The 12,249-nt window shown below is 71.4% G+C and carries 11 protein-coding genes; all 11 read left to right on the forward strand.

Features of this window, described 5'->3' with window-relative positions; genetic code table 11:
• Window positions 1-151 precede the first annotated feature (151 nt).
• The 11 genes from ACFWGJ_RS34280 to ACFWGJ_RS34330 all read left to right on the forward strand — a co-directional run bounded on the left by ACFWGJ_RS34280 (window position 152) and on the right by ACFWGJ_RS34330 (window position 11,936).
• Complete coding sequence (locus tag ACFWGJ_RS34280) at window positions 152-1,726, forward strand: ABC transporter substrate-binding protein (protein ID WP_387332407.1); 1,575 nt, start codon at window positions 152-154, stop codon at window positions 1,724-1,726.
• 44 nt (window positions 1,727-1,770) lie between these two features.
• On the forward strand, window positions 1,771-2,799 hold the full coding sequence (locus ACFWGJ_RS34285; RefSeq protein ID WP_387332409.1) for an ABC transporter permease: 1,029 nt from the start codon (window positions 1,771-1,773) through the stop codon (window positions 2,797-2,799).
• A gap of 2 nt (window positions 2,800-2,801) precedes the next feature.
• Window positions 2,802-3,689, forward strand: a complete 888-nt coding sequence (locus tag ACFWGJ_RS34290; protein WP_210885975.1) for an ABC transporter permease — start codon at window positions 2,802-2,804, stop codon at window positions 3,687-3,689.
• Window positions 3,689-4,612 carry an ABC transporter ATP-binding protein gene (locus tag ACFWGJ_RS34295; protein WP_387332410.1) on the forward strand — a complete coding sequence of 308 codons (924 nt, stop codon included), beginning with the start codon at window positions 3,689-3,691 and terminating at the stop codon, window positions 4,610-4,612. Before ACFWGJ_RS34290 ends, ACFWGJ_RS34295 begins: the two co-directional genes overlap by 1 nt.
• On the forward strand, window positions 4,609-5,481 hold the full coding sequence (locus ACFWGJ_RS34300) for an ABC transporter ATP-binding protein (RefSeq protein ID WP_387332412.1): 873 nt from the start codon (window positions 4,609-4,611) through the stop codon (window positions 5,479-5,481). The genes ACFWGJ_RS34295 and ACFWGJ_RS34300 overlap by 4 nt, the downstream gene beginning before the upstream one ends.
• 69 nt (window positions 5,482-5,550) lie before the next feature.
• A complete protein-coding gene (locus ACFWGJ_RS34305) occupies window positions 5,551-6,891 on the forward strand; it encodes an LLM class flavin-dependent oxidoreductase (protein ID WP_387332414.1) in 1,341 nt (446 codons plus the stop codon).
• Window positions 6,892-6,901: 10 nt separating this feature from the next.
• Window positions 6,902-8,722: an FAD-dependent monooxygenase gene (locus tag ACFWGJ_RS34310; protein WP_387332415.1), complete on the forward strand. Its 1,821-nt coding sequence runs from the start codon at window positions 6,902-6,904 to the stop codon at window positions 8,720-8,722.
• Between the two features lie 64 nt (window positions 8,723-8,786).
• Entirely contained in the window at window positions 8,787-9,818 is a 1,032-nt protein-coding gene (locus tag ACFWGJ_RS34315) for an LLM class flavin-dependent oxidoreductase (RefSeq protein WP_387332417.1), read from the forward strand.
• Between the two features lies 1 nt (window position 9,819).
• A complete protein-coding gene (locus ACFWGJ_RS34320; RefSeq protein ID WP_387332419.1) occupies window positions 9,820-10,608 on the forward strand; it encodes an alpha/beta hydrolase in 789 nt (262 codons plus the stop codon).
• Window positions 10,609-10,664: 56 nt separating this feature from the next.
• On the forward strand, window positions 10,665-11,222 hold the full coding sequence (ssuE, locus tag ACFWGJ_RS34325) for an NADPH-dependent FMN reductase (protein WP_387332421.1): 558 nt from the start codon (window positions 10,665-10,667) through the stop codon (window positions 11,220-11,222).
• A gap of 150 nt (window positions 11,223-11,372) precedes the next feature.
• Window positions 11,373-11,936, forward strand: coding sequence for a tellurite resistance TerB family protein (locus ACFWGJ_RS34330; protein ID WP_387332423.1), 564 nt, complete (start codon window positions 11,373-11,375; stop codon window positions 11,934-11,936).
• The last annotated feature ends 313 nt before the right edge of the window (window positions 11,937-12,249 follow it).

A 12,249-nucleotide genomic window follows, 5' to 3' on the forward strand; every position in this document is an offset into this window, starting at 1 on the left:
CTCCCCGGCATGTCCGTGTCACCCGATCCGGGGCCGAGTCACCCGTCCGGGGTCCGTTCCGAGTCGACGTTCCGCATGCACAGGGGTCCTGTCCTCCTGCCTTGCTCCTTCTGCCCCGGCCCCGGCCGGAGCCCGCCAAAGGAAGAACGAGATGCCCGCTCACCTCATCACCCGCCGCCCCGGAGCGGACCGCCGTTCGTCCCGCGGGGCAGGCCGCCTGCGGGCCGCAGCCCTCGGCACCGCCTTCGTCGCCGTGCTCACTCCCGTGCTGGCCGCCTGCGGCGGTGACTCCGCCGCCTCGGGCGGCGGCTCCTCCACGCTGAAGTGGACCTCCTCGTACTTCCCGACCCACTGGGACCCGGTCGTCGGCGGCAGCGGCGCCCAGTTCCGCGAACTCGCCCTCGCCTACGCCTCGTTGACCCGTACGGACGAGAGCGGCAAGGCCGTCCCCGACCTCGCCAAGAGCTGGGAGTACAACGACAAGGGTGACGAGATCACCTTCCATCTGCGCTCCGGACTGAAGTTCAGCGACGGCGAGCCCGTCGACGCCGCCGCGGTCAAGGCGGCCATCGAGCGGGCCCAGAAGCAGAAGAACTCGGCGCTCTTCGGCGACCTGACCTCCATCAAGTCGGTGGACGCCGACGGCCTCGACGCCGTCCTGCACCTCAGCCAGGTCGACTACCAGATCCCCCAGCTGCTCGGCCAGCGCGTACTGCAGATCGCCAGCCCCAAGGCGGCCAAGAACCCCGAGAAGCTGGACCAGAACCCGGTCGGCGCGGGCCCGTTCGTCGTCACCCAGGTCATCCCGGGCACCAAGGCGCTCCTGAAGAAGAACCCGGACTACTGGGACGCGAAGAACATCCACATCGACAACGTCGAGCTGACCTCCGCGCCCGACGCCTCCACGGTCGTCTCCGGACTGCAGACCGGTGTCTACAACTTCGCCGACCTGGACCCGAGTCAGGCGTCCGCCGCCAAGAAGGCCGGCCTCGACGTCTTCGTGCAGCCGGGCTTCAACGCCTCCAACCTCAGCCTCAACGTCAACAAGGCGCCCTTCGACAACGACAAGGTCGTCGACGCCGTACGCCACGCGGTCAACCGCAAGGAGTTCGTCGACAAGCTGACCTTCGGCTACGGCGAGGTGACCGACCAGCCGTTCCCGAAGGGGTACGAGGCCTACGACCCCAAGTCGGAGAACGCCTACCCCTACGACCCGGCGAAGTCGAAGAAGCTCCTGGCCGAGGCGGGCTACAAGTCCGGTGACATCAAGCTGAACCTGGTCATCCCGGCGGAGGACCCACAGGCGGAGATCGTCCAGTCGCAGCTGGCCGAGGTCGGCATCAAGGTCACCATCAAGATCGACAAGAACTGGGCCACCCCGTTCTTCGCGAAGGACCTGACCTTCTCGCTGTACGGGACCACCGGCCGGGACTCCGCGGCACAGACCCTCACCGCCCACTTCGGCCCCAACGGCCCGCTGAACCTCAGCACGCCGTACGAGCCGGACGGCTTCGAGGCGGCCATCGCCAAGGTGCGCAAGACCCCGCTGGACGCCCCCGACTACACGCAGGTGCTCCAGGCGGCGACCCGGGCGGGCCTTGCGAGCAAGGCGCTGGTCTTCACCTACTCCCAGCCCAACCTCATCGCCAAGAGCAAGTCGATCTCTGACCTGCCGAAGAACCCGGCGCACATCGACTGGACCGGCGTGACCATCTCCGGCAGCTGACACCCGTCCCACCGGACAACCCACCACAAGAGAGGGGCAAGCCCATGACGACGACCGCGGAACAGGCCCCGCCTGCCCGCCGTCGCGGGGTCGTCGGGACCAGGGTGCGGCACACGCTCGGCCGCCTCCTGGTCACCCTGGCCCGGTCGGTCGCGATCTTCGTACCCGTCTTCCTGGTCGCGACCTTCGTGACCTTCGCACTGCGGTCGATGAGCGGACTCAGCCCGGCGAGGATCCAGCTCGGCGAGGAGGCGACCCCCGAGGCCATCGCGCGGGTCGAGGCCCAGTGGGGTCTCGACCGGCCGTTCCTGGTCCAGTACTGGGACTGGTTCACCGGCGTCCTGCACGGACAGCTCGGCACCAGCTGGACCAACGGCGCCGACATCTCCACGCTCATCGGCCTGGGCCTCGGAGTGAGCCTGTCCGTCGCCACGTTCGCGCTGATCATCGGTGTCGTCCTCGGCTTCACCCTCGGCACGCTCGCGGCGCTCAAGCGCACCACCTGGATCGACCGGGCCATCACCGGCTTCGTCACCCTGATCTCGGTGATGCCCGCGTTCGTCGTCGGCATCGTGCTGGTCGCGGTCTTCGCCGTGGGACTGCACCTGTTCCCCTCCGCCGGCTACATCCCCGCGGAACAGGGATTCGGCCCCTGGCTCGCGCACATCACGCTCCCGGCGCTCGCGCTCAGCTTCGACGTGGTCGCGGACGTGGCCCGCCAGCTCCGCGGCTCTCTCGTCGCCGCGTACCGCGAGAACTACGTGACGGGCGCGGTCGTACGGGGCCTGAGTCCCCGTCGGATCTTCCTCGGCCATGTGCTCCGCAACGGCATCGGCCCGGCCCTGGCCACCCTCGGCCTGAAGTTCCCCGCACTGGTCGGCGCCTCCGTCGTCACCGAGTGGATCTTCGGTCTGCAGGGCTTCGGCCGGTTCGCCAACGACTCCGCCCAGGCCGGCGACGTACCGGCCGTACAGGGAGTCCTCGTCGTGTCGATCGTCCTGGTCGTCCTCTTCAACCTGATCGTCAACCTGGTGCTGGCACGTGTCACACCGGCATCCCAGCGGGGGGTATGAGCATGGTGCGCCGCGTCCTGACCCTGACCTCCGGCCGGATCGCCGTGGTCATCCTCACCCTGATCGCGCTGCTGGCGGTCCTCGGCCCGCTGCTCGCCCCGCAGAACCCCCTGGCCACCAGCGACAACACCCTCGCCGCCGCCTCCGGATCCCACTGGCTCGGCACCGACTACCTCGGCCGGGACACCTTCAGCCGCCTCCTGGACGGCTCACGCGTCAGTGTCCTCGGCTCCCTCGAAGTCGCCGTGATGGCCCTGGTCGTCGGCGCGATCCCGGGCATCCTGTCGGTCTACCTCGGCCGGACCTTCGAATGGCTCACCCTGCGGCTGGCCGACACCCTGGTCGCCCTGCCGTTCCTGCTGTTCGCGGTCGCCGTCATCGCGCTCCTGGGCAACGGCATCACCCAGGCCATGCTCGTCACCGGAGCCCTGGTCTCCCCGCTCTTCTACCGGGTGGCCCGCGCCGCCACCCTGGCCGTCGCCCGCTCGCCGTACGTGGAGGCCGCGCTCGTCGCGGGTGCCTCGACCGGCTGGATCGTCCGCCGCCACGTGTGGGTCAAGGTGCTCCCGCCGATCGCCGTCGCGCTCGCCCAGACCATCGGCGTCGGCTTCATCATCGTCTCCAGCCTCACCTTCCTGGGCATCGGCGTGCAGCCGCCCGCACCCACCTGGGGCGGGCTGCTCGCCTCCGACCTCGGCTACCTCAGCTACCAGCCGTGGGCACCCCTCGCCCCCGCGGTGCTGATCATGATCACCGTCTGGGCCAGCAACCTGCTCGCCGACGCGATCCGCGACGTCTCCGGCGAAGCGGGCCGGGCCTTCGTCAACACCCGCAAGGCGCGCGCCAATCGCCTCGGCAAGCCCGACCCCGTATCCACCGGAGGTGCGTGATGACCACGCTGTCCGCGAAGGCCGCCCCCGGCACGACCCTGAGTGCCGCCGAGCCCGCCGCCGAGCCCGTCGGTGAGCCTTCCACGGCGGTCGCGACCGCCGCACCCGTGCTCGCCGTGCGCGGTGTGCGCATCAGCGACCGGGTCACCGACCGCGAGATCGTCCACGGCGTGAGCTTCGAACTCACCCCGGGGAAAACGGTCGGCATCGTCGGCGAGTCCGGCAGCGGCAAGACCCTCACCTGCCGGGCCACCCTGGGCATCCTGCCCCCGCACTTCGAGGTCTCCGCCGGCTCCATCGAGATCGCCGGCACCGACATCGCGACCCTGACCCCGCAGCAGTGGACGGCCCTGCGGGGCGCCACGATCAGCGCGGTCTTCCAGGACCCGGCGTCCTACCTCAACCCCTCGATCCGGGTGGGCGCGCAGATCGCCGAGGTCATCCGGGTCAAGCAAGGACTGAAGCGTCGCGAGGCACGCCATCGTGCCGTCGAACTGCTCCAGGCCGTCCAACTGCGCGACCCCGAACTGGTCTACGGCCAGTACACGCACGAACTGTCCGGCGGCATGCTCCAGCGCGTCCTGATCGCCGCGGCGATAGCCGCCGACCCGCAGATCCTCATCGCCGACGAGGCGACGACCGCCCTCGACGTCACGGTCCAGGCCGAGATCCTCGACCTCCTCGCCGAACTGCGCGAACAGGCCGGGCTCGCCCTGGTGGTCGTCTCCCACGACCTCGCCGTCGTGGCCCAGCTGTGCGACGAGGTCCTCGTCATGCGGGAGGGCGAGGTGGTCGAACAGGGCCCGACGAGCGACGTACTCCACCGTCCACGCCACGAGTACACCCGGCTGCTCATCGCCGAGCACGACCAGTACGGCCTGGAGAAGTTCCTCACGCCGCTCACGCCGCAGGAGACCTCGTGACCACCGAGCAAGCGCAGGAACAGCCGCCCGCCGACGCGGGGGCGGACGGACAGGCCGTCCTGGAGGTCACCGGCCTCGACGTGCACTACGGGCCCCGCAGGCAGCGCCGCCGCGCCCTGCACGGCGTATCGCTGAGCGTCGCCCCCGGGGAAACCGTCGGCATCATCGGCGAGACGGGATCGGGCAAGTCCACCTTCGCCCGCACGGTCCTGGGCCTGGTACGCGCCTCCGCGGGCCGGATCGTCATCGGCGGCGAGGACGTCGGAGCGTACGGCAGCCGCCAGTGGCGCAGGCTGCGCCGCCGCGGCGTCGTCCAGTACGTCTTCCAGGACCCGCTGCGCAGCCTCGACCCCGACCTCACCATCGAGGACTCCCTCATCGAGCCGCTGCTCATCCAGGGCGTCGCACGACAGGAAGCAGCCGAACGGGCGCGTACCTTCCTCGCCCGCGTCCAGCTCTCCGAGGACCTGCTCGACCGGCTGCCCGGGGAGCTGTCCGGCGGTCAGCGCCAGCGGGTCGCGGTGGCCCGGGCACTGGTCACCGAGCCGAAGCTGGTCATCCTCGACGAGCCGGTCAGCGCCCTCGACTCCGCCAACCGCGTACAGATCCTGCAGATCCTCAAGGACCTGCGCGCGGCGGGCGTGGCCCTCGTCTTCATCTCCCACGACCTGGGGTCCGTCGCCGGCGTCGCCGACCGCATCGCCGTGCTCTACCAGGGCGAACTCGTCGAGGTCGGCGCGGCCCGCGAGGTCATCACCGCCCCCCGGCACGTCTACACCCGGCTGCTCGTCGGCTCCGCGCCCACCCTGCGCAGCGCCTCGGCCGACCGCGCCGAACGCGACCGGCTCCGCGCGCTGCTGCACGCTTGAGCTCACGCACCCCGGTGCGCCCGCGAACCCCTGCACCCTTCAACTTCCGCACCACCGAGAGGAATCCGCATGCCCCGCACGATCCACCTCGCCCTGCACCCCTACGGCGTCGGCGGCCCCGGCCAGCACGGTCTGTGGAAGGACCCGAGCGTCGCGAAGAACGCCAGCATCGACATCAACTACTACATCAAGCAGGCGCAGGCGGCCGAACACGCCCTGTTCGACGCCCTGTTCGTCGTCGACAGCCAGTTCATCAACGCGACCTACCCCTCGCACTATCTCAACCGGCTCGAACCACTCACCCTGCTGTCGGCGGTCGCCACCCACACCCGGCACATCGGCCTGGTCGGCACGGCGAGTTCGACGTACAACTCGCCCTTCAACCTCGCCCGCCGGTTCGCCTCCCTCGACCACATCAGCGGCGGCCGGGCCGGCTGGAACGTGGTGACCAGCTTCGACACCGGTACGTCCCGCAACTACGGCCTCGACGAGCACCTCGACTACACGACCCGCTACGGCAGGGCGCTGGAGTTCGTCAAGGTCGCCCGCGGCCTGTGGGACTCGTACGAGGACGACGCGTTCCCCGCCGACGTCGAGCGGGACATCTTCCTCGATCCCGCCAAGCTGCACGCACTCGACCACGAGGGCGAGCACTTCAAGGTCGCCGGGCCGCTCAACCTCTCCCGCTCGCCGCAGGGCCAGCCGGTCATCTTCCAGGCCGGCGTCTCCGAGGAGGGCCGCGACCTCGCCGCGCAGGTCGCCGAGGGCATCTACGCGCCCGGCGGCTCACTGCAGCAGGCGCAGGACTACTACGCCGACATCAAGAAGCGCACCGCCTCGTACGGCCGCGACCCCGAGCACATCAAGATCTTCATCCACGGCGGACCGATCGTCGCCGCCACCGACGAGGCCGCCCTGCGCCGCGAGCGGGAGATCTTCGAGGAGGACAACGACTTCAAGGGCAACCTCGCCCTCCTCGGCCGCTCCTTCGGCGCGTACGACTTCAGCGCGCACGACCTGGACGCGCCGTTCCCGGACGTGGCGCACCTCGCCGAGAAGGGCGGCCGCACCGGCGCGTCCAAGCTGATCGAGCGGGCGAAGGCGGAGAACCTCACCCTGCGTCAAGTGGCGGAGTCCGTCAGCGAGTTCCGCCGTTCGCCGTTCGTCGGGGCGCCGGGGACCGTGGCCGACACCATCGAGAAGTGGTTCGACGCCGGCACCTTCGACGGCATCAACCTCGCCTTCCGCAACAACGCCGACCTGGAACTCTTCGTCGACGGCGTCGTCCCGATCCTGCAGAAGCGCGGACTGTTCCGCACCGAGTACGCGGCCGACACCCTGCGCGGCAACCTCGGCCTGCCGGTCCCCGCCAACCGCAACACCCGCGAGCCCGGCCTCGCGGACGACTGAGGACAGGGACATGAGCGAACTGTCGGTGACGGGCGGGCGTGACGTCCACACGGTACGGTTCCCGGCCGCCACCCCGCCGGACACCGTGGACGTGCTGATCGTCGGCGCGGGCCCCGTCGGCCTCTCCGCCGCGGTCGAACTGGCCGGACGCGGTGTCCGGGTCGCCGTCGTGGACCGCGCCCGCACCGCGACCCTGGTACGGGCCGGAGCGATGGGACACACCCCGCGCGTGGTGGAACACTTCCGGCGCTGGGGGCTGCTCCAGCGCATCCGCGACGCCTGGACCTACCCACCGGAGTGGAACCAGGGCACCAGACTGGTCACCTCCCTGGCCGGACACGAACTCGTCCCGCAGCCGCGCCCGTCCTTCAACTCCCGGCGCCCCACGACCTCGTACGCGTCGGAAGAAGCCCTGCGGCGGCCGCAGACCGTGCTCCAGCAGGTCTTCCTCGACCGGCTGAGAGAACAGGGCGTGAGCGTCGCGGGCGGCTGGGAGCTGCGGGCTCTTCGCGAGCACGCCGACGGCATCGACGCCGAGGTCGTGGGCGTGGACGGCGACGAGACCGGTGGGGTGAGCGGGGGCGAGCGGCGCACCGTCCGCGCCGCCTATGTCCTGGGCACCGACGGCGGGAGCAGTACCACCCGACGGCTGGCGGGCATCGACCGCGAGGGCGAGCACGCCACGGAGAAGCGGCTGCGGCTCATCGTCCGGACCGGCGACATCAGCGACCGGGTCGGAGCGGCGCCGAGCGGCAGCAACATCGTCGTCAACGCGAAGGCGTCCGGGTTCCTGGCGGCGGTGAGCACCCGTGAATGGCGCGTCTACGCCGGACCGTACCCGCTCGACCACGAGCCCACCGAGGACGAGCTGCTGGAGATCGGCCGGGCCGCGTTCGGGTTCGACCTGGACCTCGAACTGGTCTCGGCGACGACCTTCTACCACGCCACTCGGATCGCCGAGACGTTCCACCGCGGCCGGGTCCTGCTGGCCGGCGACGCCGCCCACGTCCGTACCCCCGGCGGCAACCTCGGCGAGGGCTTCGGGGACGTGGTCAACCTCGGCTGGAAACTCGCCGCGGTGATCGGCGGCCACGCGCCGCGGACGCTGCTCGACTCCTACGACGAGGAGCGCCGCCGGCACAACTGGCGGATCGCCGACCACTCCCTCCAGCGGGCCCGCCGTACCCAGTCGACCCTCGCGGAGATCCGCCGCGGCGGCATCCCCGACGACGCCGACCTCGGCCCGGAGGCCGTACGGCGCCGGCAGGAGATCGGCGAACGGCTCGGCAGGGACCGGGACCCCGCGGCGGGCGTCACCTTCGACGAGCGTTACGACGCGTCGAGCGCGATCTGGTACGAACCCGGTCAGCTCGACGCCGAACCCCGCTGGCGTGCGGACGTCTACGAGGACGACCCGCGACCGGGCCACCGCGCCCCCGACGGACACGTCGACCCGTACGGCGGCACACTCCACGACCGCATCGGTGTCTCACTGTCCCTGCTCGTACTCACCGAGGACCGTGACGTCGAGCAGGCCTTCGTCGCGGAGGCCGCGGCACGGGCGCTGCCCTTCGCCGTGATCCACCTGACCCACCCCGAGGCCCGCGCGGTCTACGGCACCGGCAACGTCCTCGTACGCCCCGACCAGCATGTCGCCTGGCGCGGCACCGCACTCCCCGGCACAGGCGCCGCAGCCGTCCTCGACCGGGTGCTGGGGGCCGGCGGTGACCGGGAGACCGACCCCGACGACGCCGGCCGCCCGGGACTCGTCACGGTCGGCGGAGCCGGCAGCGCTCCCGGACCCGGAGCCGGACGCGGAGCCGCACGGTGAGCCAGACCGTGAGCCGCTCGGCAACTCGGCGCTGCTTCAAGCGACTTCGAAAGGCGAGCACTTCATGACCACCACCGCGACACCGCGCTTCAGACTCGGCTTCCTCACCCACGTCCAAGGGCGGGGCACCGACCTGGCCCGGACCTACCGCGATGCCACCGAACTCTTCGTCGCCGCCGACGAACTCGGCTTCGACGTCGGCTGGGTCGCCCAGCACCACGTCCCCGGCAGCGGCGGCGGCCTCTCCTCGCCCTGGACGTTCCTCGCGCACGCCGCGGCACGGACCACCCGCATCCGCCTCGGTACGGCCATCACCGTCCTGCCGCTGGAGGACCCGGTCCGCCTCGCCGAGGACGTCGCCGTCGTCGACACGCTCAGCGGCGGCCGGGTCGAGGTCGGTGTGGGCAGCGGCTACAGCGAGTTGGAGTACGCGGCCTTCGGCCGGGACCCCGCCCGCAAGCGGGAGTTGACCACCGAGAACCTGAACGTGCTGCGCACGGCCCTGGCCGGCGAGGAGGTGCGTGCACCCGGATTCCGCATCCAGCCCGCGCCCGGGGACTTCTCCGACCGGATCTGGCAGGGCGTCTTCAGCGGGCCCGGCGCACAGCACGCCGCGGTCGGCGGTTCGAACCTGCTGCTCAACCGGGCGGCCTACGGATTCGACGCGCCCACCGACGAGATCCAGCGGCCCTGGGCCGACGCGTACCTGGACGCGTGGGACCGGCCGCGCCGCCCGCGGATCGGGCTCTCCCGGTTCGTCTTCCCGGCCAAGGACCGGCGCACGGCCCTCGCGCACATCGGCGACGACGTGCACCGGGCGGCGCTGCGCATGGCCGGGAGCGGCGCCTTCCCCAAGGGCCTGACTCCGGAGGAGGCGCTGCGCCGCTTCCACTGCTTCCACGGCTCCACCGAGGAGATCGTCGCCGAGCTGCGGCAGGAGAAGGTACTGCCCCTCGCGACCGACCTCATCACCCAGTTCAACCCCGCCGTCCTAGACCACGACACCGCCATCCGCGCCCTCGAACTCATCGCGACCGAGGTGGCACCCGCCCTGGGCTGGCAGCCCGCGACCGAGCCCGCACTCGCAGGAGTCTGACATGACCGAATACAGCGACCACCACGCCCCCGAGGGCCTGCGCACGCGCGGCACCGTCATCGTGGTACCCGGCAGGGGAGAGACCCGCGAGACCTACACCCGGCTGGGCAGGCGGCTCGCCGCCGACGCCTACCGCGTGCGCGTCGTCGACGCCCCGGACATCGACGCCGACGACCTGGACGGCCAACTCGCCGACTTCGGAGCCCGGTTGACCGCCGCCGCGGACGGGACCGCGGGGGAGGACGGGACCGAGGACGGGATCGTCCGCCCGGTCGTGCTCGTCGGCGCGGACACCGGGGCCCTCGCCGTCGCCGCGCTCGTCGCCGCGGGCGACACCCCGGCCGGCCTGCGACCGGACGCCGTCGTCCTCGCCGGGCTCCCGGCCCACGCGACCGGTGCCGTCGACGCCGCCGGCAGCTGGGACGACGAACTCGACGTACGCACGTCCTGCCCCGCCCACCGGGGCCGGCTCACGGACGACACCCAGGTACGCCGCGGCGCACTCGGCGAGCCGGTGCCGGAGGCCCTGCTCGCGGCGGCCTACGGCAGCGAGGCCGACGTGCCCGCGCTGATCCTCGTCGGCGACGCCGATCCGCTCGCGGACCACGACGCGCTCGTCCGCATGGCCAAGTCCCTGCCCCGCGCCCGGCTGTCCACCGTCCGGGGCGGCCATCACGACGTGCTGAACGATCTGCAGCACCGCTCAGTGGCGGCCGAGACCGTCACCTTCCTGGAGACCCTGCGCAACGAACTGGTGCCCCTGATCGCCGTGGAGACCAGCGACTGGTGAGCGGGCCCCGCCCCGCACGTGCCACCTCCGAACCCCGAACCCTGAAAGGTCCCCTCATGGCCGCGATCCTGTCCGTCTCCGGAAGCCCTTCGGCCACCTCCCGCACCACGCGACTCCTGCGCCACCTGGACGACCGGCTACGGGACCAGGGGCACGACGTCATCTCCCTGGAGGTACGCACCCTGCCCGCCGAAGCGCTGCTCGGCGCCGACTTCCGGCACCCGGCCGTCGTCGAGGCCACGGCACTGTTCGAGCAGGTGGACGGCGTGGTGATCGGCACCCCCGTCTACAAGGCCGCCTACTCGGGGCTGCTGAAGTCGCTCCTCGACCTGCTCCCGCAGTACGCGCTGGCCGGCAAGACGGTCCTGCCGCTCGCCACCGGCGGCAGCACGGCCCACGTCCTGGCCATCGACTACGCGCTGCGGCCGGTCCTGAGCTCCATGGGTGCCGCGCACATCGTCCAGGGCTGGTTCACGCTCGACAAGGACATCACCGCCGCGGACGACGGCGGTCTGACCGTCGCGCCCGGGGCGGCGGAGGCCCTGGCGCAGGTCACGGACCAGTTCTCCGTCGCGCTGGGAGGCCGTACGACGGCGCTGGCGCCCGTGGGATAGGCCGGGTTCGGTCATCTCGGCCCTGCACATGATCTCTTTACGTTACCTTTGCCAATCGGGAACCTCTCCGGACGTGGCAGCCGTTCATCTGACGGACCGCGTACGGGAATCGACCGCGTACAGGTAACAGCAGAAGCCGAGGTGGCAGTAGTGGCGATGTTCGACCGGCTCAAGGAGCAGGCGAAGAACCTCCAGCAGTCCCGGAGCGGCGGGGGAGGGACGGGGCAGGGGCAGCACGGTGGCCACGCGTCCGGCTCGTCCTCCTCCGGCGGCTCGAAGGCTCAGCTGCTCGGGCTGTTCAAGTCCCAGCTCGCGTCGGCGAAGGCAGAGCTGAAGAGCGGCTCGTACCGGGACGCCAGCATGGCGATGTGCGCGCTGGTGGCCGCGGCCGACGGGCGGGTCGACCCGGCGGAGCGGCAGCGCGTGGAGGAGCTGATCGCCTCGAACGAGGTGCTGCAGAACTTCCCCGCGGAGCAGCTGCGGCAGCGCTTCAACCAGCACGTGGACCGGCTCACGGCCAACTTCGAGCAGGGCAAGGCCGAGGCGCTGCGGGACATCGCGAAGGCGGCCAAGAAGCCGACGGAGGCCCGCGCGGTCGTCCAGACCGGCATGGTGGTCGCGGGCGCGGACGGGCACTTCGAGGCGTCCGAGCAGTACGTGATTCGTGAGGCGTGCACGGCGCTTGGGCTGTCGCCCACGGAGTTCGGCGTCTGAGAGACGCGGTCTGTCTCGGCCCCGGCCCGGTCGGAGGGTGCGGCGCGGTCGTGGCTGGCCGCGCAGTTCCCCGCGCCCCTGAAAAACGGGGCTGCGCCCTGGCTTTTCGTCCTCGGCGGCATGGAATCCGCGCGATGGGCGACGATGGCGCTGTCGTCTGTGGGGGCGTGGTCCGTTTCGGTTCGGGTCCGGTTGTGGGGTGCGGCGCCGTCGTGGCCGGCCGCGCAGTTCCCCGCGCCCCTGAAAAACGGGGCTGCGCCCTGGCTTTTCGTCCCGGCGGTACCCAATCCGCGCGGTAGGCGACGACGGCGCC

This window comes from Streptomyces sp. NPDC060205, assembly GCF_042728395.1.
GTDB lineage: Bacteria > Actinomycetota > Actinomycetes > Streptomycetales > Streptomycetaceae > Streptomyces.

Bases quoted from the DNA above. Each gene is read 5' to 3' on its own strand.
- ACFWGJ_RS34280 (WP_387332407.1), top strand. From the start codon at position 152: ATGCCCGCTCACCTCATCACCCGCCGCCCCGGAGCGGACCGCCGTTCG.
- ACFWGJ_RS34285 (WP_387332409.1), top strand. From the start codon at position 1,771: ATGACGACGACCGCGGAACAGGCCCCGCCTGCCCGCCGTCGCGGGGTC.
- ACFWGJ_RS34290 (WP_210885975.1), top strand. From the start codon at position 2,802: ATGGTGCGCCGCGTCCTGACCCTGACCTCCGGCCGGATCGCCGTGGTC.
- ACFWGJ_RS34295 (WP_387332410.1), top strand. From the start codon at position 3,689: ATGACCACGCTGTCCGCGAAGGCCGCCCCCGGCACGACCCTGAGTGCC.
- ACFWGJ_RS34305 (WP_387332414.1), top strand. From the start codon at position 5,551: ATGCCCCGCACGATCCACCTCGCCCTGCACCCCTACGGCGTCGGCGGC.
- ACFWGJ_RS34310 (WP_387332415.1), top strand. From the start codon at position 6,902: ATGAGCGAACTGTCGGTGACGGGCGGGCGTGACGTCCACACGGTACGG.
- ACFWGJ_RS34315 (WP_387332417.1), top strand. From the start codon at position 8,787: ATGACCACCACCGCGACACCGCGCTTCAGACTCGGCTTCCTCACCCAC.
- ACFWGJ_RS34320 (WP_387332419.1), top strand. From the start codon at position 9,820: ATGACCGAATACAGCGACCACCACGCCCCCGAGGGCCTGCGCACGCGC.
- ssuE (WP_387332421.1), top strand. From the start codon at position 10,665: ATGGCCGCGATCCTGTCCGTCTCCGGAAGCCCTTCGGCCACCTCCCGC.